Source organism: Ichthyenterobacterium magnum (genome assembly GCF_003610635.1).
Classification (GTDB): Bacteria; Bacteroidota; Bacteroidia; order Flavobacteriales; family Flavobacteriaceae; genus Ichthyenterobacterium; species Ichthyenterobacterium magnum.
On the sequence record NZ_RAQJ01000004.1, the window covers coordinates 157076 to 179798 of the forward strand.

Genomic DNA, 22723 nt, shown 5'->3' on the forward strand with positions numbered 1-22723 from the left:
ATAGCTGACACCATTCTGAAAATATTTTAAATAACATGACTTTTTGTTAAATCTTCTTTACCATTGGATAATTGCATTTTTAATGCTTTCATATCATCACTCACTTTTCTTTCAATCACCCTAGCATAAATTTGAGTCGTAACAATTTTGGTATGCCCCAAAAGTTTCGATACCGTTTCTATTGGTACACCATTACTCAATGTTATTGTCGTAGCAAATGTATGTCTGGCAATATGAAAGGTCAGATTCTTTTTAATACCACATAAATCAGCAATTTCTTTTAGATATGAATTTAGTTTTTGATTTGAAATATTCGGAAACAAAGTCTTTGTTTTCTTGGTTTTGATATGTCCTTTATATTTTTCAATAAGTTCTTCAGCTATAGGAAGTATTGGAATTTTTACTTTATTATTTGTTTTTTGTCTGTTAGTGATAATCCAACGACCACCATCAATGCCAAAAGTGATATTGTCTTCGTTGAGGCTCATAACATCTATATATGATAAGCCAGTATAGCAACTGAATACAAATAAATCTTTAACCAAAGTCAATCTATCTATTTCAAATTCTTTTTCGATAATACTTTGTAATTCATCTTCTCTTAAAAACTCTCGTTCATTTTTAATATAAGTGGGCTTGAATTTAATGAAAGGATCTTTATCTATCCATTCCATTTTATATGCCAATGTGACCATTTTTCGAAGCCGTTGAATGTGCTTCATTACCGTATTGTTTTCCATTTTTTTCTGATGGTCCTCCGGAACATAGGAGCGCAAAAACTTTTCAAAGTCCACTAAAAACCGAAACGTCAATTGAGATAAATAAATGTCTTGTGCTTTCTTTTTGGTTAGAAATAGCTTGATATATTTTTGAGTAGTGAAATAATTTTTTAAAGTACCATAGGTTAATGATTCACTCATTTGTGTATTATGATAATCTACTAATGTTAATAAAGAATACTCTTCGCTGTCTTCGCCTAAAAAGCGAGCTTTTATAGATTGGGCACAAATAAAAGTTTTCTCTTTTACAAGCTCATCGTGAGCTTCATAAATTCTATTTTTAACCAGGTCTAAATATCTGTTGAGTAAACGTGATTCTTGTTTGTTACCTCTTGCTTTTCCTTTTTTGGAATCCCATTCGGATAAAACTACTTTTCGTTTTAAACTGATATTTGCTCGTTTACCATTTACAGTTACTCTTGCGAAAACTGAAACTAGATTATTTTTTACTCGTGTGGCATTAACCCAAAATGATAGGGTAAAGGTGGTTTGTGATTGCATAGTTGTCGTCTTTTAGTTAAACATTCATCTAGACGAAAGTCAAATCAACTATTTCAATTACAGAGTTTTAAGTATCAATTCGGTTCACACTTTTTGTGTTTTAAAACTGTGAACCGAATTGTGAACCGAATTAAACCATATTAATTCAATTCTTATGATAACCCAAAAACCATAAAACCTTGTAAATCATACGATTTACAAGGTTTTAGTTTCTATTAGTATTAATTTTTGTCGGGGTGGCAGGATTCGAACCTGCGGCCTCCACGTCCCAAACGTGGCGCGATAACCGGGCTACGCTACACCCCGAATTAGTTATCTAATTAAATTTCACGAAAACTCATGAAATTCGAGGTGCAAATATATAGCTTTTCTTTATAATTTAAGTGTTTTTATTTCTAAATTTAAAGACTAAAGGTATATTAAAAATGAAAACCAAAAATCTACTTCTTTCTTATATAATTTTACTAAGTTTTTTTGCATGTGCGCAAGATAAAAACCCAGTAAACAAAAAGCATTCTTATGAGCTTGTTGTTTCAGATTTAAACAATCCTTGGGGTTTCACTTTTTTACCTGACAATTCTATTTTAATAACTGAAAAAGCTGGACAGCTAATCCATTTTAAGAATAACACAAAAACTAATATCAAAGGATTACCAGAAATTGAAGTTTTAGGTCAAGGCGGTTTAATGGATATTGAATTACATCCAAACTACAAAACTAATGGATGGATATACATATCATATGCATCACCTGAAGGTGAAGAAAAAGGTGCTCATACTGCCATAATGCGTTGTAAACTACAAAACAATACTTTAGTAAATAAAGAAATATTATATAAAGCATCACCAAATACTAGTGCTGGCCAACATTTTGGTTCTCGTATTGTTTTAGACAATGAAAATTACTTATTTTTCACCATTGGTGATCGAGGAGAAAGAGATATAAACCCTCAAGATATCACTCGTGATGGTGGGAAAATTTATCGCTTACATGACAATGGTAAAATCCCTAAAGACAATCCTTTTGCAAACAACCCAAATGCAAAAAAAGCGATATACTCTTATGGACATCGTAATCCTCAAGGCATGGTTATTCACCCAAAAACTGGTGATATTTGGATCCATGAACATGGCCCAAGAGGAGGCGACGAAATTAATATCATTAAATCTGGAAAAAACTATGGCTGGCCAGTAATAACTTATGGCATTAACTATCACGGCACAAAAATCACCAACAAAACACACTTACCAGGAATGGAACAACCATTACATTATTGGGTTCCATCTATTGCGCCTAGTGGAATGGCATTTATTACAAGTGATAAATATCCAGATTGGAAAGGAAACCTTTTAGTAGGCTCATTAAAATTTAGCTATGTAGATAATTGTTATCTTAAAGACAATAACGTTGAAAAAGAAGAACGTTTATTAGATGGATTAGGTCGTGCTCGCTCTATTAAACAAAGTCCAGATGGCTATATTTATGTTGGTATAGAAAATTTAGGAATTGTTAAAATTATTCCGAAGAAATAATCTTAAATTTGTCACATCAAATTAAATAAAAAATATGCTTATAATAGGAATTGCTGGAGGAACTGGTTGCGGTAAAACTACAGTTGTTAATCAAATTTTAAACGAACTTCCAGAAGGTGAAGTTGGTGTTATTTCTCAAGATTCTTATTATACAGACACATCACATTTAAGTTATGATGAGAGAGTTGCCATTAATTTTGATCATCCAAGGTCTATAGATTTTGAATTATTAGAACAACACCTAAAAGAACTTAAAAAAGGGAATACTATCGAGCAACCTGTGTATTCTTTTGTTAAGCACAACAGAACAGGAGATACTATTTTAACCAAGCCTCGAAAAGTTATGATTGTTGAAGGTATTTTAATTCTTACCAATCCTGAATTGAGAGATATGTTTGATATTAAAATATTTGTACATGCAGATAGTGATGAGCGTTTAATTAGACGATTAAAGCGAGATATTACAGAACGCGGTAGAGATATAGACGAGGTTTTAAATCGTTATCAAAATACGCTTAAACCTATGCATCAGCAGTTTATTGAACCAATGAAAGAGTATGCAGATATTATTATACCAAACAACAAATACAATACTGTTGCAGTTGATATAGTTAAAACTATAATTAACCAACGTTTATAATATGCCCAAAAGCAAAACAAAATATTTAAAACCTTTTAAAAATCTATTTGTAATTATACTAATAGTCTTTGCAGTATGGATGCTTTTTTTTGATGCAAATTCATGGCTAATTCATCATGAACTAAATACAGATATTGAAGATTTAGAAAACGAAAAAGACTATTATAAAAAGGAAATTAAAAAAGATAAAAAAGAAATTAAAGAATTAAGCACAAACGATGGTATTGAAAAATTAGCAAGAGAAAAATACTATATGAAAAAAGACAACGAAGATATTTACATTATTGAATACCAAGACAGTATTCCTAAAAAGAAAGAAGATGAGTAAACCGTTGTTTAATGAATTTGAAAGTGTTTCATCTAAAGAATGGAAACAGAAAATACAAGTCGACTTAAAAGGCGCAGACTATAACGACACACTAATTTGGAAAACTAATGAAGACATTGATGTAAAACCCTTTTATCATCAAGACGACTTTAAATCATTACCAGAACAATCTGATTCTAAAGCAACTGAATGGAAAATTTGTCAATCCATTTTTGTTGCCAATGTCGAAAAATCTAATGCAAAAGCAATAGATGCTTTACAAAGAGGAGCAGAAAGCATACAATTTATTATTCCTTCAGAGGATATTTCAATACAAAATTTGCTAAGTAATATTGACAACTCTACTACTCCAATCTATTTTAAATTACAATTTTTATCACCAAATTATGTAGGGCAAATCTTATCAGTAAATAAACAAGCTCAAATTTTTATAGATATAATAGGCAACCTTACAAAATCTGGCAATTGGTTTTCGTCACTAAAAAGTGATCATAAAAACTTTGAAACTATTATAAAAAAGACCAATGCTTTTAGTATAGATTTGTCTTTATATCAAAATGCTGGAGCAACAAATAGTCAACAATTAGCTTACGGATTAGCACATGCAAATGAATATTTAAACCATTTAGATTCTATCATTTCAAGCGAAGCAAAACAAACACTTAGCATTACTTTTAAAGTCTCTGTTGGTACGAATTACTTTTTTGAGATTGCAAAACTTAGAGCCTTACGTATACTTTGGAAAACTTTAGCTTCAGAATATAATATTAATACAAAATGCCACATTGTTGCTACTCCAACAAAGCGTAATAAAACGATTTATGATTATAACACCAATATGCTTCGTACAACAACAGAATGTATGAGTGCTGTACTTGGTGGAGCAAATACAATTTGCAATTTACCTTATGATGCTATTTATCATAAAGACAATGAATTTGGAGAGCGTATTTCTAGAAATCAATTACTCGTTTTAAAGCATGAAAGCTATTTTGACAAAGTAGACAATCCTTCAGATGGCGCATATTACATAGAAGATTTAACACAACAGCTTTCAGAAAAAGCATTAAACCTTTTTAAAGAGATAGAAACTAATGGCGGTTTTTTAAAACAGCTTAAAGAAGGAACTATACAACGAAAAATTAAAGAAAGCGCAAATAAAGAACAAGAGCAATTTAATGCAAATGAGGAGATATTATTAGGAACTAACAAACATCCAAACCCTAATGATAAAATGAAAGATAGTTTAGAGCTTTATCCTTTTGTAAAAACGAATTCAATAAAAACATTAATAGAACCAATAATAGAAAAGCGTCTAGCTGAAACTTTAGAACAAAATAGATTAAAAACCGAATAAACATATAACACATGAAATCAACAATCATCAAAATCTCTTTAGCAATTTTAATGCTAAATACATTAAGTTGTAACAAACAAACAACAACATTTAATGACTTTAAGTTTGCAAGTGAAACTCCAATTATTAATTGTGGTGTAGAAAATGATAAACTTTTAAGTGAAGCTGTTCTTTCGTTTGAAAATGATATAACAAATCATTATGATGCTACTAATAAAAATTTATCTAGAGCCTATAATGTCTTTATTAGAGATGCTTTTGCAAAAAGAGTATCAAACACAGATATTGTTTCAGATCATACTATCAAAGTACTTAATGCTTTAAAAAACACTGATATATTTAAAGACAACAAATTAGATTATAATTCGGCAGTCGTTAAATGTCTTGCGCAGAATATGAATGATAGTGGTATGAAAACAACATTTAATGCGCTACTATCTACCAACAGTATGAAAAAGAAAACCTTTGGTTCACCTTTGCGATCTTCAGTAATGCAAATAACTAAAGACAAATACTTATCAACTTATGTTGCCCTAGATTATTTTTACTCAGAGCTATTAAACATAGACTTAAATAATGTTAAGCCAAAAGAAGCAATTAAAAAAGAAGACCCAAAAATACAACCACTTGTAAAGCCTGTTGCAAAAGAAAAAGATCCTCATGCTGGACATAATCATTAATAGCTAACATAAAACAACTTATACCGTTTAATGCGAAAAATTCTCCAACATATATCATTAAAATCACAAGCCAAAAGCCAAAAACTCGAAGCTGAAAAGATTTTTACTACTGCCGAGAATATTGATGTAAAATCGTCATACTCAAAAACAGATATCAAAAATCTTGAGCATATAAATTTTGCTGCAGGTATATCTCCAAATCTTCGTGGCCCATACTCAACAATGTATGTGCGTCGACCTTGGACCATACGTCAATATGCTGGATTTTCGACCGCTGAAGAAAGTAATGCCTTTTACAGACGTAATCTTGCTGCTGGCCAAAAAGGACTTTCTGTGGCATTTGATTTAGCAACACATCGCGGTTATGATTCTGACCACGAACGCGTTGTAGGTGATGTTGGTAAAGCTGGTGTAGCTATAGATAGTGTAGAAGATATGAAGGTGCTCTTCGACCAAATTCCTTTAGATAAAATGTCGGTATCTATGACCATGAATGGTGCTGTACTTCCAATTATGGCATTTTATATTGTTGCTGCAGAAGAACAAGGTGTAAAACCTGAGCAACTTGCAGGAACCATCCAAAATGATATCCTTAAGGAATTTATGGTACGTAACACGTACATCTATCCGCCTACGCCATCAATGAAAATTATTTCAGATATTTTCCAGTACACTAGTAAAAACATGCCAAAATTTAATAGCATTAGTATTTCTGGCTACCACATGCAAGAAGCTGGAGCTACTTGTGATATTGAGCTCGCATACACTCTTGCAGATGGTCTAGAATATATACGTAAAGGCTTAGCTGCCGGAATGGATATAGACACCTTTGCGCCTCGCCTATCGTTCTTTTGGGCCATAGGTATGAATCATTTTATGGAAATTGCCAAAATGAGAGCAGCCAGAATGCTTTGGGCAAAACTGGTAAAACAATTTAATCCAAAAAACCCAAAATCATTAGCATTACGTACACATTGCCAAACCTCAGGATGGAGTTTAACAGAGCAAGATCCTTTTAACAATGTAGCAAGAACAACTATTGAAGCTGCTGCTGCTGCTTTTGGCGGCACACAATCGCTGCATACCAATGCTTTAGATGAAGCTATTGCCTTACCAACAGATTTTTCTGCCCGTATTGCTAGAAATACACAGATTTATTTACAAGAAGAAACTAAGATTACAAAAACAGTAGATCCTTGGGCTGGAAGTTATTATGTAGAAAAACTAACACACGGTATTGCTCAAAAAGCTTGGCAACTTATTGAAGAAGTTGAAGAACTTGGCGGAATGACTAAAGCCATTGAAGCTGGTATCCCAAAAATTAGAATTGAAGAAGCTGCGGCTCGTAAGCAAGCACGCATTGATTCTGGTCAAGATATAATTGTTGGTGTTAATAAATATAGATTAGATCAAGAAGATCCAATACAAACTCTAGAGGTCGATAACCAAACAGTAAGAAACCAGCAAATAGAAAGTTTAAATACCATTAAAGCCCAAAGGAATACAGAAAAAGTTAATGTTGCGCTTTCAAATTTAACTGAAGCTGCACGCTCAGGAAACGAAAATTTATTAGCTTTAGCAGTTCAAGCAGCTAGAGAACGCGCTACATTAGGTGAAATTAGTGATGCTCTTGAAGCAGAATTTGGACGTTATAAAGCACAAATAAAATCATTTTCAGGCGTGTATAGTAAAGAAATTAAAGACGATAAATCCTTTAAAAAAGCTAGAGAATTAGCAGATCAATTTGCAGAACAAGATGGTCGTAGACCACGTATTATGATTGCAAAAATGGGGCAAGATGGCCATGATCGTGGTGCAAAAGTTGTGGCTACTGGTTATGCCGATGTTGGTTTTGATGTCGATATTGGCCCATTATTTCAAACACCACAAGAAGCTGCAAAACAAGCTGTAGAAAACGATGTACATATACTTGGCGTATCATCACTTGCCGCAGGACACAAAACCTTAGTACCACAAGTTATCGAGGAACTTAAAAACTATGGTCGCGAAGATATTATGGTTATTGTTGGTGGTGTAATCCCAAAACAAGACTACCAATATTTATTTGATGCAGGTGCTGTAGCTGTATTTGGCCCAGGCACAAAAATTAGTGATGCCGCAATTAAAATCTTGGAGATTCTAATTGATTAATAATATACTATTAAACAATAGCTGCGCAACATTAACAAAAACCTCAAATGACAAATAAAATTACATTTTTTAGATTTTCTAACTCAAAATCTTACTTCGACCACGAATTAAGAAATGAACAAATTAAAGAAAAAGAAAGTCTAGAAGACCTACAAAACTATTTAGATAGTCACCCAAATAGAAAATATAGAACATTAAACGAAGACGAAAACCTAGCTCTAAATAAATATAATCAAGTAAAAAATGAGTTTAAAACTCAATTATCATTAAAAGATAAAAACATTCTAGACATTAATAATATTGACAAACGATTATTAAAGTCGGAATTAAACAATAACTCGATAAAACAACGTCTTCACATTAAAATTGCTTCAGAATTTAATCTAGAAGAACTTAACGAGTTAATCTTGCAAAAAGAATACAACTATTGTTTTAAGAGATATGAAAAAAGTAAAAAACTAGTCGAACAAACCAATTTACATGAAAGAATAGAAATAGATGACTTGAACGAACTCAATAGTATAATTTCTGACATGAATAATAATGGCTGGTCTATAAAACAAATAGAAGGAATACAATCTGGAAGTTCTTATATTTCATGTGGAATGCATGAAGTTGGCGGTGGTGGCTATGGATATGGATTTACGCAAGGAATTATGATAGTTTGGGAAAATAATATTATACAAAAACATGTCTAATTAATTGCTAGTAATTGTCTACTTACGAAAATCCTCACAGACTTTCTATCTATTGCTTATTTGCTAAATTTAGTACTTAACCATACAACAAAACCCATACACAATCACGTAAGCACTATATTAGATAAAAACAAAATATAACATATTTTCAAACCACGAATGAATCCTATACCTAATCTAATCGAAAAAATAAATGCTCAAAAGCTATGGGATAAAAAACTAGAGCTAAAAAGAAATGAATATTTAAAAGTAAAAGGTACTATAGACACTAACCTTTACTTAATACTCAATGGTAGCCTGAGAATTTTTGTTGTAGACCAATATGAAGAACACACTATTAGATTTGGTTATAGAGATAATTTAATTGCAGCTCTCGATTCTTTTTTAAGTGACCAACCATCAGAATTATACATTCAAGCACTAAAAAAAACTACATTAAAGGTAATAAGCAAATCTGCTTATAAAGCATTTATAGCGTCTACAGATGAAAACAGAAAACTGTGGGAAACCATTTTAGAAAGCTTCGCTTTACAACAAATGGAACGTGAAAGAGACATATTAACCACATCACCTTTAGAGCGTTATAATAGAGTGTTAAAGCGTAGTCCGCAATTATTTCAAGAAATACCAAATAAATACATTGCCTCTTATTTACGAATGACACCAGAAACACTTTCGAGAATTAAAAAATCTTAATTTCAATCAATGTTTTAAAATGAAAAAACATTGACTTTTGTAAAAAGCAAATAGATATGACATCAAAAGATTTAATTCAAGATTTATTAGAGGCAACAAGAAAAAACATCAACCAGGTTGAAGCCTACAACCAATTATCACTAGAGATACTAAATTGGAAATCTACCCCTGAAAGTTGGAGTGTTTTAGAATGTATAGAACATTTAAATAGATATAGTGATTTTTATATTCCTGAAATAGAAAAACAAATTGATGCATCAAAACATAAAGCTTCAGAAGTTTTTAAAAGCGGATGGTTAGGCAACTATTTTGCAAAAAACATGCTGCCAAAAGAAAAGTTGAATACTATGAAAACGTTTAAATCAATGAATCCTTTAGGTAGTAACTTAAGCAAAGGTGTTTTAACTAAGTTTATAGATCAGCAACATAAACTTCTTAATTTATTAGATAAATCAAAAAAAGTAAATCTTACCAAAACAAAAACAGCTATTTCAATTTCTAAATTAATTAAGCTAAGATTAGGAGATACGTTTAGGGTTGTTATCTATCACAACCAAAGACATATTGTTCAAGCAGAAAAAAACATTTTAAAAGCTAAACTTTAAAAATAGATACAATCCTTTTTGCTAACTTAGTCCAATTCAAAAAATAAAATAGTACTAAAAACTAACTTTATGGACATAGCAATAAAAACAGTAATTGGATTGGTAGCTTTTATTCACTGTTACATTTTATGGTTCGAGATGTTTGCATGGGAAACTCGAGGACCAAAAGTATTTAGACATTTCCCTAAAGATTTATTTGCCCCAACCAAAAACCTAGCTGCTAATCAAGGTCTTTATAATGGGTTTCTTGCTGCAGGTTTAATCTGGACTTTCTTTATTGAAAATAGCGAATGGCAAACCAACGTGGCACTTTTCTTTTTAGGCTGTGTTGCTGTTGCTGGTATCTACGGTACGTTAACCGCTTCAAAAAAAATATTTTTTGTACAAGCCTTACCAGCAATCATTGGTATACTCTTAGTTATAATAAAGTAATTATTTTCAAACAAAACATTTAATCTAACTTTTAAAATACATATGAATTATTCAGCAAAAATGCTTCGTGATGATGCGCTAAAAGGAAAAACTATAGTAGTAACTGGTGGCGGAAGTGGTCTTGGAAAAGCCATGAGTAAGTATTTTTTAGAGCTTGGTGCAAACGTTGCTATTACATCAAGAAATTTAGAGAAACTTAAAAATACAGCTCAAGAGCTAGAAACAGAAACTGGAGGCACTTGTCTCCCACTTCAATGCGATGTACGTCATTATGATGAGGTAGAAAAAATGCATCAAGCAGTTATTGATAAATTTGGTCAAGTAGATGTATTATTAAATAATGCTGCTGGGAATTTCATTTCTCCAACCGAACGCTTATCAGCAAACGCATTTGATACCATTATAGATATAGTGCTTAAAGGCACAAAAAACTGTACGCTAGCTTTTGGGAAACATTGGATAGATACAAAACAAACTAATACTACTGTTTTAAATATTGTAACTACATATTCATGGACAGGTTCTGCATATGTTGTACCAAGTGCTGCAGCAAAAGCTGGTGTTTTGGCTATGACTAGAAGTTTAGCTGTTGAATGGGCAAAATATGGTATGCGTTTTAATGCCATTGCTCCAGGTCCATTTCCTACAAAAGGTGCTTGGGATCGGTTATTGCCTGGCGATTTAAAAGATAAGTTTGATATGGCCAAAAAAGTACCTTTAAAACGTGTAGGTGTACACCAAGAATTAGCAAATTTAGCCGCTTATTTAGTATCTGATTTTTCAGCTTATGTTAATGGAGAAGTTATTACCATAGATGGTGGCGAATGGCTAAAAGGTGCTGGAGAATTTAATCTCTTAGAAGACATTCCTCAAAACATGTGGAATCAATTAGAAGCTATGATTCGTTCAAAGAAAAGTAAAAAATAACGAAATCAACGCTCTAAAAATCAAATATTTGAACATTTTTTTTTAAGAAAAATATTACATTTATACAATATCCAACTAAAAATTTAGTTATTTTTGTTGTTAACAACAATTATAAATCAAAAACAACTTTAAACATTATGCTAAAAACATTAAAACTAATGTTCTTTGCACTTACTTTCGTAACTACAAGTTATGCACAAGAAGTCCTCGAACAAAAAACTACAATTGCTCCCGAAGAAAAAATTCCATTTAATCCTGAAGTAAAGATTGGGAAACTAAGTAATGGTCTCACCTACTACATTAAAAATAACGGAAAACCAGAAAACAAAGTCGAACTAAGACTTGTTATAAATGCTGGTTCAATTCTTGAAGATGACGACCAAGTAGGTCTTGCCCATTTCATGGAACACATGTGTTTTAATGGTACCAAAAACTTCAAAAAAAATGAGCTTGTAGATTACCTTCAAGGTATAGGCGTAAAATTTGGAGCCCACTTAAATGCTTATACAAGTTTTGATGAAACGGTTTATATACTTCCAATTCCTAGTGATGACCCAGAAAAATTAGAGCAAGGATTTCAAATTATAGAAGATTGGGCGCACAATGCACTTTTAACGGATGAAGAAATTGATAACGAACGTGGTGTAGTACTTGAAGAATACCGTTTAGGTAAAGGTGCTAATGAACGTATGATGCAAAAATATTTACCAAAAATCTTATATGGTTCTAAATATGCAGAACGTTTACCAATTGGTACAAAAGAGAACTTAGAAACGTTTGATTACGAAAGTATTAAACGTTATTATAAAGATTGGTACAGACCAGATTTAATGGCAGTTATGGCTGTTGGTGATATTGATATTGCAACTTTAGAAGCAAAAATAAAGTCGCACTTCGGAAGTATTCCTGCTGCAAAAAACCCAAGACCAAGACCTGTTTTTGAATTACCCAACCACAAAGAAACTTTAATTGCAATTGAGTCTGACAAAGAAGCTTCATTCTCTAATGTGCAGATAATGTTTAAAGATACTGATAACGCAAAAGCTGATGTGACTGTTGAAGATTACAGAAAATCTATTGTAGAATCGCTTTTCTCTCAAATGATAAACAACCGTTTAGACGAACTTAGAAATGGAGAAAATCCTCCTTTTGTTTATGGCTATAGTTTTCATGGAGGCACTTGGGCAAGAACTAAAAATGCATACCAATCATTTGCTATGACTAGCGAAACTGGTCAATTAAATGCTTTAAAAATACTACTTGAAGAAAATGAACGTGTAAAGAAATATGGTTTTTATGAAGGTGAATTTGACCGAGCAAAAAAAGACATTCTAGCGCGTATGGAAAAGTCTTTTAAAGATAAAGACAAAACCGAATCTAATAGAATAATTGGTGAATATGTAAGACATTTTTTAGAAAATGAATCTATGCCTGGAATTGAATGGGAATATAACTATTACAAACAAGAATTACCAAAAATCACATTAGACGAAATAAACAGTTTAATCTCAAACTATATTAGAGAAGATAACAGAGTTGTTGTAATTACTGGTCCAGAAAAAGAAGGTGTTACTAAAGTTACAGAAGATGAGGTAAAAACACTTTTAGAAACTGTAAAAAATGCTGATTTAAAACCATATGAAGATAAAGCAGTAGCAGCTTCTTTAATGAGTGATTTACCAGAAATGGGTAGCATTGTCGATTATAAAAAAGATGATGTATTAGGCACAACGAAATTAACACTTAGTAATAATGCAACAGTGACCTATAAAGTAACCGATTTTAAAAACGATGAGATTTTATTTGATGCCTTTAGTTATGGAGGAAACTCATTATACACCGATGAAGAATATAAAGCAACAACTTTCGCAAATGGAGGCTTAGCAGAAGCTGGTGTAAATAATTTTAATAAAGTTGAATTAAGTAAGATTCTTTCTGGTAAAATTGTGAGTGTTAGACCAAGTATTGGCACCTATAGTGAAGGACTCTCTGGTAACACAACACCAAAAGATTTTGAAGAGCTTTTTCAATTAATTCATTTATATTTTACATCATTAAATAAAGATCAAAAAGCATTCAATTCCTTTAAAGAAAAACAAAAAGCTTTTGTTGGTAACCTAATGGCTAGTCCTCAATTTTACTTTCAAAACGAAATGGGTAAATTTATATATGGTGACAATCCAAGATATATGGGCTTCCCAACTGCTGAAGCTATGGACAAAGCAGATTACGATTTAGCTTACCAAAAATACCAAGAACGTTTTGCAGATGCAAGTGACTTTAAGTTTTACTTTGTAGGTAATATTGAAGAGAAAATGTTATTAAAATATGTAATGACATACATTGCTAGTTTACCTTCAAGTAACTCAAGAGAAGATTATAAAGTATCAAATTTTAGACCAAGAACAGGAAGCCATACTAAAATAATTGAGAAAGGTGAAGATGAAAAAAGTGCAGTAAGAATAACGTATCAAGGTGCAACAGCATATAATAAAAAAGAAGCGCATGCTTTTAAAAGCTTAGCAGAAGTATTATCAATTAAGCTTATAGAAAAACTTAGAGAAGAAGAAGGTGGTGTTTATGGTGCTGGAGCAAGAGCAAGTATAAGAAAAATGCCTTATGGATGGTATTCCTTTAATATAAACTTTCCTTGTGGACCAGAAAATGTTGAAAAACTAAAAACAGCAGCTTTAGCAGAAGTTGATAAGCTAATAGCTAACGGACCAACAGATAAAGATTTAGCTAAAATTAAAGAAGCTCAAATTTTAGAGTATAAAGAGAACATGAAAAAGAATAGGTTTTGGTTAAGAACTTTAAAAAATGCTGATTACCAAAACAAAGATGCTTCAAAGATTTTTGAATTCGAAAAGAGTGTTAATAGCCTTACAAAAGAAGATTTACAAAACGTGGCTAAAAAATATTTAACTAAAGGATTCATCTTAGGAATTCATAATCCTGAAAAATAAATATTATAAAATATTGTTTACTAAAGAGCAGCTATAAAAGGCTGCTCTTTTACTATATATTGTTAACAACTTACGTTTTCTAAACTCGTAAATAATTGTATTTTTACGCGTATTAAAACCAAATCATTTAATGGGTAAAATCATTGCAATAGCTAATCAAAAAGGAGGTGTAGGTAAAACGACCACATCTGTAAATTTAGCTGCTTCTTTAGGTGTTCTAGAAAAAAAAGTATTATTAATTGATGCCGATCCTCAAGCTAACGCAACTTCTGGATTAGGTCTTATTGTAGAACAAGTTGAAGTAGGTACCTATCAATTATTAGAGCATACTGTATCTGCAGAAGAGTCTATTGTAAAAACAGATTCCCCAAATGTAGATATTATTCCTGCACATATAGACTTAGTAGCAATTGAGATTGAATTAGTAGACAAAGATGAACGTGAGTATATGTTAAAAAATGCAATAGCTCACTTAAAATCATCTTACGACTATATTTTAATTGATTGTGCGCCTTCATTAGGTTTATTAACATTAAATGCATTAACAGCTTCTGATGCTGTAATCATTCCTATACAATGTGAGTATTTTGCACTTGAAGGTCTTGGTAAATTGTTAAACACCGTAAAGAGTGTACAGAAAATTCATAACCAAGAGTTAGACATTGAAGGCTTACTTTTAACAATGTATGATTCTCGTTTACGATTATCTAATCAAGTGGTAGAAGAAGTACAAAAGCATTTTAGTGATATGGTTTTTGAAACTATTATACAACGAAATGTTAGACTTGGTGAAGCACCTAGTTATGGAGAAAGTATTATTAAGTATGATGTAAGCAGTAAAGGCGCATCAAACTATTTAAGTCTAGCTGAAGAAATTATTAAAAAGAATATCTAATGGCTAAAGCAACAAAAAAACAAGCATTAGGAAGAGGCTTATCTGCACTTTTAAAAGATCCTGCAAATGATATCGCTTCGGTTCAAGATAAAAATGCCGATAAGGTTATTGGTAGTATTGTAGAATTAGATATTAATACAATAGAAATCAATCCGTTTCAACCACGAACAAGTTTTAACGAAGAAGCTTTAAGAGAACTAGCTTCTTCAATAAAAGAACTAGGTGTTATACAACCCATTACTGTTAGAAAATTAGATTTTAATAAATTTCAATTAGTCTCTGGTGAACGTCGTTTTAGAGCTTCCAAATTAATTGGGCTAACTACAATTCCGTCATATATAAGAATTGCTAATGACCAAGAGTCTCTAGAAATGGCTTTGGTCGAAAATATTCAACGTCAAGATTTAGACCCAATTGAGATTGCATTATCTTATCAACGATTAATTGACGAAATTGCTCTTACACAAGAGCAAATGAGTGAGCGTGTTGGCAAAAAACGGTCTACAATTGCAAACTACTTACGTTTATTAAAGCTTGATCCAATTATTCAAACCGGAATGCGAGATGGTTTTATTTCTATGGGTCATGGTAGAGCAATTATAAATATTGAAGATCAAAATATTCAACTAGATATTTACGAAAAAATTATTACTAATAAACTATCTGTTAGAGCAACAGAAGCTTTGGTTAAAAATTATCATACAGACAAAACAGTTTCTGTTCCAAAACCTAAAGAACTTCCTAAGTACATAAAAAAAGGTGTTAAAGAATTTTCAGAATACTTTGGACACAAAATTAGCGTTAAAGTATCTAAAAATGGGAAAGGAAATATTACCATTCCTTTTCATTCTGAAGAAGATTTTAATCGTATAAAAAAACTTGTTAAGAGTGCCAAATAAATATTTTCATACTATCCTTTTTACTTTACTATTTGCATGTCTTGGGTTTTCACAAGTAGATGACACTTTAAAAGAAGTGAATACAGATTTAATGGTCGTAAAAGACTCTATCTCTATGAAGAGAGAGCCTATTAATCTTTTAGCACCATCAAGAGCAGCATTTTACTCTGCTGTTTTACCAGGCTTAGGACAAGCACACAATAAAAAGTACTGGAAAATTCCTTTAGTTTATGCAGCTATCGGTATTCCTGTGTATTTCTATATTGATAATAATAATGAGTTTAAGCGCTACAGAAATGCTTACAAAAGACGTCTTGCTGGTTTTAAAGATGATGAGTTCTTTGGTACAGTCTCAGATGAAGGACTTATAAATGCTCAAGAATCATTAAGGCGCAATAAAGAACTTTCATTGTTAATAGCTATTGGTGCTTATGCTTTAAATATTATAGATGCCAATGTTGATGCGCATTTATTACAATATAATGTCGATGAAAATCTAGCCATAAAACCCCATTTTAAATATAACGAGCGAGAAAACTCTTCTGATTTAGGACTTACGTTAAACTTTAAATTTTAAAGCATGAAAATAGCTTTACTTGGCTACGGAAAAATGGGTAAAGCCATTGAAACTATTGCATTACAAAGAGGGCATTCTATTGAATTAAAAGTAACTAGTAAAACTTCTAATTTTAATCTTGATAATATAGATTTAGCTATTGATTTTAGTTTACCATCAACTGCTGTTAGTAATATCACTTCTTGTATCAACCATCAAGTTCCGGTTATTTCAGGCACTACAGGTTGGCTAAAATCTTATGAAGAAATTACTGCTTTATGTAACGAAAAAAATGGTACGTTTTTATATGCATCTAACTTTAGTTTAGGAGTAAACATTTTTTTTGAAGTTAATAGAAATCTTGCAAAACTAATGAAAGCCTTACCAGAATACAAAGCGTCTATTAAAGAAATTCATCATACGCAAAAATTAGATGCGCCAAGTGGGACAGCAATTACATTAGCAGAAGACATTATAAAAGAATCTAAGTATAAAAACTGGACTTTAAACACTCCAGAACAAGACGAAATAAAAATTAATGCAGAACGTATAGAAAATGTACCTGGAACGCATGAAATAACTTATAAATCTAACGTAGATACATTACAAATTAAACATGCAGCACATAACAGACAAGGCTTTGCTTTAGGTGCCATAATTGCCGCAGAATGGATACAACACAAAAAAGGTGTCTTTTCTATGAAAGATGTGTTAAACATAGGTTAATTTAGCATTTTTGATGTAACGTTTAAAAAAGAACTTCTACTCACAACAAAGACAAAAATTATGACAATACAACAGTGGTTATTATTTTTCTTAATCATACAAGTAATTCACGGACTTGGTACATGGAAATTATATGTAAAAGCTGGTAGACAAGCTTGGGAAGCATTCGTACCTGTATACAATGCAGTAGTTTTAATGAAAATAATTAATCGGCCTTGGTGGTGGACTATTTTATTATTTGTTCCTATAGTTAATCTTATTATGTTTCCTGTAGTTTGGGTAGAAACAGCAAGAAGCTTTGGCAAGAATAGCAATATAGACACTTTTCTAGCACTTATAACATTAGGGTTTTATAACTATTATTTAAACTATGCTACTGATGTAGCTCATGTAGAAAACAGAGATTTACATCCAAAAACTGCTTTAGGCGATTGGGTAAGTTCAATTTTATTTGCCATTGTTGCTGCCACTTTAGTCCATACTTATTTTATTCAACCTTATACCATACCTACATCATCACTAGAAAAAACACTTCTTGTTGGTGATTTTTTGTTTGTTAGCAAGTTTCATTATGGAGCAAGAACACCAATAACAACTGTTGCAGCACCAATGGTACATGACACCATTCCGGTTGCAAAAGTAAAATCTTATCTACCAAAATTTGAATTACCTTACTTTAGGCTTCCTGGTTTTGAAAACATTGAACGTAATGATATTGTTGTTTTTAATTGGCCAGTAGATACCTTATACAATATGTATAAACCTGCCGATAAAAAACACTATAAACCAATTGATAAAAGAACAAATTATGTAAAACGTTGTGTTGGTATACCAGGAGATTCTTTAGAGGTTAGAAATGGTTATGTTTACATTAATGGAAAACAAAATGAGCTACCAGAAAGAGCTAAACTGCAGTTTTTCTATACCATACAAACTAAAAATCAGATTAGCCAAGAATTTCTAGACAAATACGGAATTACAGAATATACTGGCGTTTATGCTTTACCAACAAATGTTTGGGAAGATACTAGAATTCAAGAGTATTTAAGAAAAAACAATATAAACCTTCAAGCTGTATCTAAAGATTCTTTAACGGTTGAACTTTCAGGAAATCTTTCTGAAAAAGCATACAAACAATTAAAATTTGAATCCTCGGTTAAGTTAAATGTGAATCTTACAGATGAGTTAGCAAATAAAATGAAAACAGACCCAAATATTGTTTCAATACAAAAACAAGAAGCAACTTCTTGGGATCCAAGCATTTTTCCTAGAGATCCTTCTTATGCATGGAACAACGATAATTTTGGACCTATCTATATGCCAGAAGCAGGAAAAACAATCCAACTAAATATTGATGTTTTACCTATCTATAAACGTATTATCACAGAATATGAAGGTCATAAACTTTCAGTAAACGGCAATCAAATTAGTATTGACGGTAAACCTGCAGATACTTATACCTTTGATCAAGATTATTATTGGATGATGGGAGATAATCGCCATAACTCACTAGATGCAAGGTCTTGGGGATTTGTTCCTTTTGACCACGTAGTTGGTAAACCTGTTTTTGTTTGGATGAGTTGGGATACAAGAGGTGAAGGTTTCTTTAATAAAATACGTTGGGAACGTCTTTTCACTACTGTTGGTGGATCGGGAAAACCTACGTCTTATTTTATTCCGTTTTTAGTACTTCTTTTTGGTTGGTTTGGATTTAATGCTTGGCGAAAACGAAAGAAAGCTAAATAATTTAATTTTAGCTAAATGAACGTTTTATTACATCCAACTTACTGTCCTAGCATTGCTAGTTTTGTAGCAATTGCAAATGCAAAGGTAGTTACTTATGAAGGCTGTGATAACTATCAAAAACAAACCTATAGAAACAGAACATATATCTATGGAGCAAATGGGAAGCTACTACTTAACATACCTGTAGTCCATTCTCAAAAAAACAGACAACTTTACAAAGATATTATTATTGCTAATGAAACCAATTGGCAAGATTTACATTGGAAATCTATACAATCTGCATATAGTGGTTCTCCTTTTTTTGAGTTTTACGAAGATGACTTTAGACCGCTTTTTAAAACACCTTTCACGCATCTTTTTGATTTTAATATAAAGTGTTTAGAAGTGATTTATGATTGTTTAGAATTACCTTTTAAATTTAAAATGTCTGAAGGTTTTGAAAAAACAAAAAAAGACCAAACAGACTATAGAATATTAGTAAACAGTAAAAAGGAGCAACCACAAAATCTTAAAAAATACGTTCAAGTTTTCGATGATAAACATGGTTTTATTCCTAATTTAAGTATTATAGATTTAATTTTTAATGAAGGTCCAAATGCTTTAATGTATCTCGAAGCTCATCAATTAAAACTCTAATGTTACAGCCTATACTTCATTATTCTATACACATAGGTTTACCACTTGTTGTCGCTTTACTGTTTTTTAAATCTAATTGGAAAACTGCTTTTTTAATTATGATTGCGACTATGGCTATAGATTTAGACCACCTGATTGCAAATCCGATTTTTGACCCAAATAGATGCAGTATAAATTTTCATCCGCTACATACTTACTACGCCATGGTTGTATACGCACTTTTGTTATGCTTTAAAAAAACTAGAATTGTAGGTATTGGTTTATGTATTCACATGCTTGCAGATGCAACAGATTGCTTACTTATGTAGTTTTACTTTAGCAAGTATTGGATAATGATCTGATAACTTAACATCATAAGTTTTAAAACTATTAATTTTAAAATCTTTATCTGCTAAAATGAAATCAATTCTCACAGGAAAAAACTTAAAATCAAACGTACGTCCAAAACCATTACCTGCTTCTTCAAAAGCATCTTGTAAATCACCTTTTATTTCTTTATAAACATAAGAATAAGCTGTGTTATTAAAATCGCCAGCAACAATCATTTTATAAGGACATTGCTTTTTATGCATCATAAACAGTTCTGTTTGAAATTGCTGCATTTTAAAAGTCTTACTTACGCGTTTAAAAAGATTTTCAGACGTTTCTGTAGATAACTTTTCTACAGTTGGATCTATTCCTGAAGACTGTAAATGCACATTATAAATTCTTATAGTATCACTTCCTTTAACCATATCTGCATAAATGGCATTATTTGAAGTATTAGGAAACTCGATTGAACCCGACTTAATTATAGGAAACTTTGAAAAAATAGCTTGACCATTTTTCACTTTCTTTCCTGACAATTCTTCGTATTTATAATACGATTTTAATTGAATGGCTCCATCTGGTCTGTATTCTTGAATACATAAAATGTCTGGCTTTTCTTCAGAAATAAAACTAACTATATTTTCATTTACAGATTCATCTTCAATCCAACCAAATACATTAAACAAACGCACATTATAATTCATAACAGAGATATTCTCACTATCATCAATATCTTTTGAAGATGAAAACTTATACAATGATGATAAGTAAGAATAACCAATAATCAGTACTATTAAAGATATTAGCAACTGCTTTTTAACTCTTAACAGCCAATACACAACAAATAGGATATTAACTATAATTAAAAACGGAACAGCTAAACTTAAAACTGAAAGAAATGCAAATTTTTTAGGTTCTATATAAGGTAATATGTAAGACAAAAGCAAGGCAAATGCCACCAAAGAATTGATGAAAACAATTAATTTATCTAGAAGATTAAGTTTCTTCATACGTATTAATCCTTTCCTGCTTTAAACAGAAATGCTTTTTCTTCTTTGGTTAAACTCTCGTAACCACTTTTACTAATTTTATCTAAAATAAGGTCTATTCGTTTTTGCTTATTAAACTCACTAAAATCAGTTTTAGTATGACCCGCAAAGGTTTTCTTTTTGTTTTTGTGTACTGTTTTTAAAGGTGAATTTCTTTTAAAAATACTAGATATTGAATCCATAAAACGTTCAAACCCTTTACCAATATCTTTTCCTTTTAATAGTTGTGTCGCATAAAGATAACCCAATAAACTTCCGCCCAAATGCGCTACATTTCCACCTTGATTCCCACCTAATAAACCTAAAATATCTATAGCAACAATGGCAGCTCCAATATACCAAAGCTTAATTTTAAAAGTCAATAGACTTACATCTCTATTAGGCATATACGCACATAAAAAGATTAACAAAGCTCTAATACCAGCAGATGCTCCAACAAGTGAACCTATAGCTTTTGTACTCTCATTTGGCAAAATATTATATACTAGCAAATAAGATAAAGCACCAGCCAAAATCCCTAAAAAATAGATATTAAGCGCTTGTTTTACATTAAAGAGATTTAAAATAATTCTAGATATAAAATAAAGCCATAAGAGATTAAAGAGAATATGTATAAAATCATAATGCGCAAAACCATAGGTAAAAATTGACCAAGGTTTAACAAGAACATCAAAAAAATCTTTAGGTAATTCTAACCAACTAAGACTTGTGCCTTTAGGCAGGTTTTGAGTTATTCGGAGTATAAAACCAATAGCATATATAATAATATTGACACCAATAATTTTTTCAAAAACATTGAGGTTTTTTAATTTCTCTTGTATGTCATAATTGAGTGATGTCATTTTTAATCCCAACGATTTTTATTGAATTGCGTTTTTTTCCAATACCACATAATAATAAAACCAGTAAGCGCGCCACCAACGTGAGCCATATAAGCTGTATTACTTGGGCTGAAAAATGATTGACCACTTACAGCAGATATAATATCTAAAAGGATAATACCAGGAATAAAATATTTAGCTTTAATAGGGATAGGAAGAAATATTAACATCAGTTTTGCTTCTGGGTTCATCATACCAAAAGCGGCTAAAACACCCATAATGCAACCTGAAGCTCCTACCATAGAGGCATTATAAACTTGAAAAGCATCATTTAACTGTGCTTCTTGCAAATCTGTAGTTTGAAAGTTCCAGCGTCCAGTTTTCATAATATCAATAATTGCTTCACTCGATAAACCCGAAGCTTGCAATTCTGAAAACGTAGGTAAATATTGAAAGTAATAGTATCCTAACTGAAATAATACCGCGCCAAGACCAGCAGATATATAAATAAATAAAAACTTTTTTGCGCCTAGTTGTTGTTCTACGGCTGTACCAAACATCCATAAAGCAAACATGTTAAATCCAATATGCATCAAACTTAGATTCTGTAAATTAGCTCCTCCATGCATAAACATATGCGTAAAAATTTGCCAAGGTTGAAACAGTTCATTCTTTGGAAAATATAACGCAAACCATTCATAAAACAATTGTCCTTGTCCAATGAACAAAGTTCCTATAAACATTATCACATTTATAATAATTAAATGCTTAACCGTATCTGTAATTCCTCTCAT

General features: G+C 31.4%; 23 protein-coding genes and 1 tRNA gene. 19 read left to right on the plus strand and 5 right to left on the minus strand.

The genetic code is table 11. The features are described 5' to 3' along the window. Positions 1 to 26: 26 nt before the first annotated feature. Entirely contained in the window at positions 27 to 1280 is a 1254-nt protein-coding gene (locus tag BXY80_RS10885; protein ID WP_120201849.1) for a site-specific integrase, read from the minus strand. A gap of 231 nt (positions 1281 to 1511) precedes the next feature. Further along, a tRNA-Pro gene (locus tag BXY80_RS10890) sits at positions 1512 to 1586 on the minus strand. Positions 1587 to 1705: 119 nt separating this feature from the next. On the opposite strand from BXY80_RS10890, the gene BXY80_RS10895 reads away from it, so the two are divergent. The 19 genes from BXY80_RS10895 to BXY80_RS10985 all read left to right on the plus strand — a co-directional run bounded on the left by BXY80_RS10895 (position 1706) and on the right by BXY80_RS10985 (position 20058). Further along, positions 1706 to 2812 (plus strand): PQQ-dependent sugar dehydrogenase, encoded by a 1107-nt coding sequence (locus BXY80_RS10895; RefSeq protein ID WP_120201851.1) that lies wholly within the window; start codon positions 1706 to 1708, stop codon positions 2810 to 2812. Positions 2813 to 2846: 34 nt separating this feature from the next. Then, positions 2847 to 3452 carry a uridine kinase gene (gene udk, locus BXY80_RS10900; RefSeq protein WP_120201853.1) on the plus strand — a complete coding sequence of 202 codons (606 nt, stop codon included), beginning with the start codon at positions 2847 to 2849 and terminating at the stop codon, positions 3450 to 3452. 1 nt (position 3453) lies between these two features. Next, positions 3454 to 3780, plus strand: a complete 327-nt coding sequence (locus BXY80_RS10905; RefSeq protein WP_120201855.1) for an FtsB family cell division protein — start codon at positions 3454 to 3456, stop codon at positions 3778 to 3780. Beyond that, positions 3773 to 5137, plus strand: coding sequence for a methylmalonyl-CoA mutase subunit beta (locus tag BXY80_RS10910; protein ID WP_120201857.1), 1365 nt, complete (start codon positions 3773 to 3775; stop codon positions 5135 to 5137). Before BXY80_RS10905 ends, BXY80_RS10910 begins: the two co-directional genes overlap by 8 nt. A gap of 11 nt (positions 5138 to 5148) precedes the next feature. Beyond that, the gene (locus BXY80_RS10915) at positions 5149 to 5817 is read left to right on the plus strand and encodes a hypothetical protein (protein WP_147376128.1); all 669 of its coding nucleotides are present in this window, start codon (positions 5149 to 5151) and stop codon (positions 5815 to 5817) included. Positions 5818 to 5847: 30 nt separating this feature from the next. Beyond that, positions 5848 to 7968 (plus strand): methylmalonyl-CoA mutase, encoded by a 2121-nt coding sequence (gene scpA / locus BXY80_RS10920; protein WP_120201861.1) that lies wholly within the window; start codon positions 5848 to 5850, stop codon positions 7966 to 7968. Between the two features lie 47 nt (positions 7969 to 8015). Then, positions 8016 to 8666: a hypothetical protein gene (locus BXY80_RS10925; RefSeq protein WP_120201863.1), complete on the plus strand. Its 651-nt coding sequence runs from the start codon at positions 8016 to 8018 to the stop codon at positions 8664 to 8666. A gap of 159 nt (positions 8667 to 8825) precedes the next feature. After that, positions 8826 to 9362, plus strand: coding sequence for a Crp/Fnr family transcriptional regulator (locus BXY80_RS10930; RefSeq protein WP_120201864.1), 537 nt, complete (start codon positions 8826 to 8828; stop codon positions 9360 to 9362). A gap of 56 nt (positions 9363 to 9418) precedes the next feature. Next, positions 9419 to 9967, plus strand: coding sequence for a DinB family protein (locus tag BXY80_RS10935; RefSeq protein WP_162843308.1), 549 nt, complete (start codon positions 9419 to 9421; stop codon positions 9965 to 9967). Between the two features lie 69 nt (positions 9968 to 10036). Continuing rightward, positions 10037 to 10399: a DUF1304 domain-containing protein gene (locus BXY80_RS10940; RefSeq protein ID WP_120201868.1), complete on the plus strand. Its 363-nt coding sequence runs from the start codon at positions 10037 to 10039 to the stop codon at positions 10397 to 10399. A gap of 42 nt (positions 10400 to 10441) precedes the next feature. Beyond that, on the plus strand, positions 10442 to 11326 hold the full coding sequence (locus BXY80_RS10945) for an SDR family oxidoreductase (protein ID WP_120201870.1): 885 nt from the start codon (positions 10442 to 10444) through the stop codon (positions 11324 to 11326). A gap of 137 nt (positions 11327 to 11463) precedes the next feature. Continuing rightward, positions 11464 to 14292, plus strand: a complete 2829-nt coding sequence (locus tag BXY80_RS10950; protein WP_120201871.1) for a M16 family metallopeptidase — start codon at positions 11464 to 11466, stop codon at positions 14290 to 14292. 130 nt (positions 14293 to 14422) lie between these two features. Further along, on the plus strand, positions 14423 to 15187 hold the full coding sequence (locus tag BXY80_RS10955) for a ParA family protein (protein WP_120201873.1): 765 nt from the start codon (positions 14423 to 14425) through the stop codon (positions 15185 to 15187). Further along, positions 15187 to 16086, plus strand: a complete 900-nt coding sequence (locus tag BXY80_RS10960) for a ParB/RepB/Spo0J family partition protein (protein ID WP_120201874.1) — start codon at positions 15187 to 15189, stop codon at positions 16084 to 16086. Before BXY80_RS10955 ends, BXY80_RS10960 begins: the two co-directional genes overlap by 1 nt. After that, positions 16076 to 16663: a DUF5683 domain-containing protein gene (locus BXY80_RS10965; RefSeq protein WP_120202033.1), complete on the plus strand. Its 588-nt coding sequence runs from the start codon at positions 16076 to 16078 to the stop codon at positions 16661 to 16663. The genes BXY80_RS10960 and BXY80_RS10965 overlap by 11 nt, the downstream gene beginning before the upstream one ends. A 3-nt stretch (positions 16664 to 16666) precedes the next feature. Then, the gene (gene dapB / locus BXY80_RS10970; RefSeq protein WP_120201876.1) at positions 16667 to 17368 is read left to right on the plus strand and encodes a 4-hydroxy-tetrahydrodipicolinate reductase; all 702 of its coding nucleotides are present in this window, start codon (positions 16667 to 16669) and stop codon (positions 17366 to 17368) included. Positions 17369 to 17428: 60 nt separating this feature from the next. Continuing rightward, positions 17429 to 19114, plus strand: a complete 1686-nt coding sequence (gene lepB / locus BXY80_RS10975) for a signal peptidase I (protein WP_120201877.1) — start codon at positions 17429 to 17431, stop codon at positions 19112 to 19114. 15 nt (positions 19115 to 19129) lie between these two features. Beyond that, positions 19130 to 19750: a WbqC family protein gene (locus BXY80_RS10980; RefSeq protein ID WP_120201879.1), complete on the plus strand. Its 621-nt coding sequence runs from the start codon at positions 19130 to 19132 to the stop codon at positions 19748 to 19750. Further along, the gene (locus BXY80_RS10985; protein ID WP_120201881.1) at positions 19750 to 20058 is read left to right on the plus strand and encodes a DUF6122 family protein; all 309 of its coding nucleotides are present in this window, start codon (positions 19750 to 19752) and stop codon (positions 20056 to 20058) included. The genes BXY80_RS10980 and BXY80_RS10985 overlap by 1 nt, the downstream gene beginning before the upstream one ends. Here the strand turns inward: BXY80_RS10985 and BXY80_RS10990 are convergent. The 3 genes from BXY80_RS10990 to BXY80_RS11000 are packed head-to-tail and all read right to left on the minus strand — an operon-like array spanning position 20047 to position 22723. Beyond that, entirely contained in the window at positions 20047 to 21069 is a 1023-nt protein-coding gene (locus BXY80_RS10990; protein ID WP_120201883.1) for an endonuclease/exonuclease/phosphatase family protein, read from the minus strand. The genes BXY80_RS10985 and BXY80_RS10990 overlap by 12 nt on opposite strands. A gap of 5 nt (positions 21070 to 21074) precedes the next feature. Continuing rightward, positions 21075 to 21950 (minus strand): rhomboid family intramembrane serine protease, encoded by an 876-nt coding sequence (locus BXY80_RS10995; protein ID WP_120201885.1) that lies wholly within the window; start codon positions 21948 to 21950, stop codon positions 21075 to 21077. A 2-nt stretch (positions 21951 to 21952) separates the two neighbouring features. After that, complete coding sequence (locus BXY80_RS11000; RefSeq protein ID WP_120201887.1) at positions 21953 to 22723, minus strand: rhomboid family intramembrane serine protease; 771 nt, start codon at positions 22721 to 22723, stop codon at positions 21953 to 21955.

Coding starts and splice junctions, on each gene's coding strand:
- BXY80_RS10885 (WP_120201849.1), bottom strand. CDS start 1,280: ATGCAATCACAAACCACCTTTACCCTATCATTTTGGGTTAATGCCACA.
- BXY80_RS10895 (WP_120201851.1), top strand. CDS start 1,706: ATGAAAACCAAAAATCTACTTCTTTCTTATATAATTTTACTAAGTTTT.
- udk (WP_120201853.1), top strand. CDS start 2,847: ATGCTTATAATAGGAATTGCTGGAGGAACTGGTTGCGGTAAAACTACA.
- BXY80_RS10905 (WP_120201855.1), top strand. CDS start 3,454: ATGCCCAAAAGCAAAACAAAATATTTAAAACCTTTTAAAAATCTATTT.
- BXY80_RS10910 (WP_120201857.1), top strand. CDS start 3,773: ATGAGTAAACCGTTGTTTAATGAATTTGAAAGTGTTTCATCTAAAGAA.
- BXY80_RS10915 (WP_147376128.1), top strand. CDS start 5,149: ATGAAATCAACAATCATCAAAATCTCTTTAGCAATTTTAATGCTAAAT.
- scpA (WP_120201861.1), top strand. CDS start 5,848: ATGCGAAAAATTCTCCAACATATATCATTAAAATCACAAGCCAAAAGC.
- BXY80_RS10925 (WP_120201863.1), top strand. CDS start 8,016: ATGACAAATAAAATTACATTTTTTAGATTTTCTAACTCAAAATCTTAC.
- BXY80_RS10930 (WP_120201864.1), top strand. CDS start 8,826: ATGAATCCTATACCTAATCTAATCGAAAAAATAAATGCTCAAAAGCTA.
- BXY80_RS10935 (WP_162843308.1), top strand. CDS start 9,419: ATGACATCAAAAGATTTAATTCAAGATTTATTAGAGGCAACAAGAAAA.
- BXY80_RS10940 (WP_120201868.1), top strand. CDS start 10,037: ATGGACATAGCAATAAAAACAGTAATTGGATTGGTAGCTTTTATTCAC.
- BXY80_RS10945 (WP_120201870.1), top strand. CDS start 10,442: ATGAATTATTCAGCAAAAATGCTTCGTGATGATGCGCTAAAAGGAAAA.
- BXY80_RS10950 (WP_120201871.1), top strand. CDS start 11,464: ATGCTAAAAACATTAAAACTAATGTTCTTTGCACTTACTTTCGTAACT.
- BXY80_RS10955 (WP_120201873.1), top strand. CDS start 14,423: ATGGGTAAAATCATTGCAATAGCTAATCAAAAAGGAGGTGTAGGTAAA.
- BXY80_RS10960 (WP_120201874.1), top strand. CDS start 15,187: ATGGCTAAAGCAACAAAAAAACAAGCATTAGGAAGAGGCTTATCTGCA.
- dapB (WP_120201876.1), top strand. CDS start 16,667: ATGAAAATAGCTTTACTTGGCTACGGAAAAATGGGTAAAGCCATTGAA.
- lepB (WP_120201877.1), top strand. CDS start 17,429: ATGACAATACAACAGTGGTTATTATTTTTCTTAATCATACAAGTAATT.
- BXY80_RS10980 (WP_120201879.1), top strand. CDS start 19,130: ATGAACGTTTTATTACATCCAACTTACTGTCCTAGCATTGCTAGTTTT.
- BXY80_RS10985 (WP_120201881.1), top strand. CDS start 19,750: ATGTTACAGCCTATACTTCATTATTCTATACACATAGGTTTACCACTT.
- BXY80_RS10990 (WP_120201883.1), bottom strand. CDS start 21,069: ATGAAGAAACTTAATCTTCTAGATAAATTAATTGTTTTCATCAATTCT.
- BXY80_RS10995 (WP_120201885.1), bottom strand. CDS start 21,950: ATGACATCACTCAATTATGACATACAAGAGAAATTAAAAAACCTCAAT.
- BXY80_RS11000 (WP_120201887.1), bottom strand. CDS start 22,723: ATGAGAGGAATTACAGATACGGTTAAGCATTTAATTATTATAAATGTG.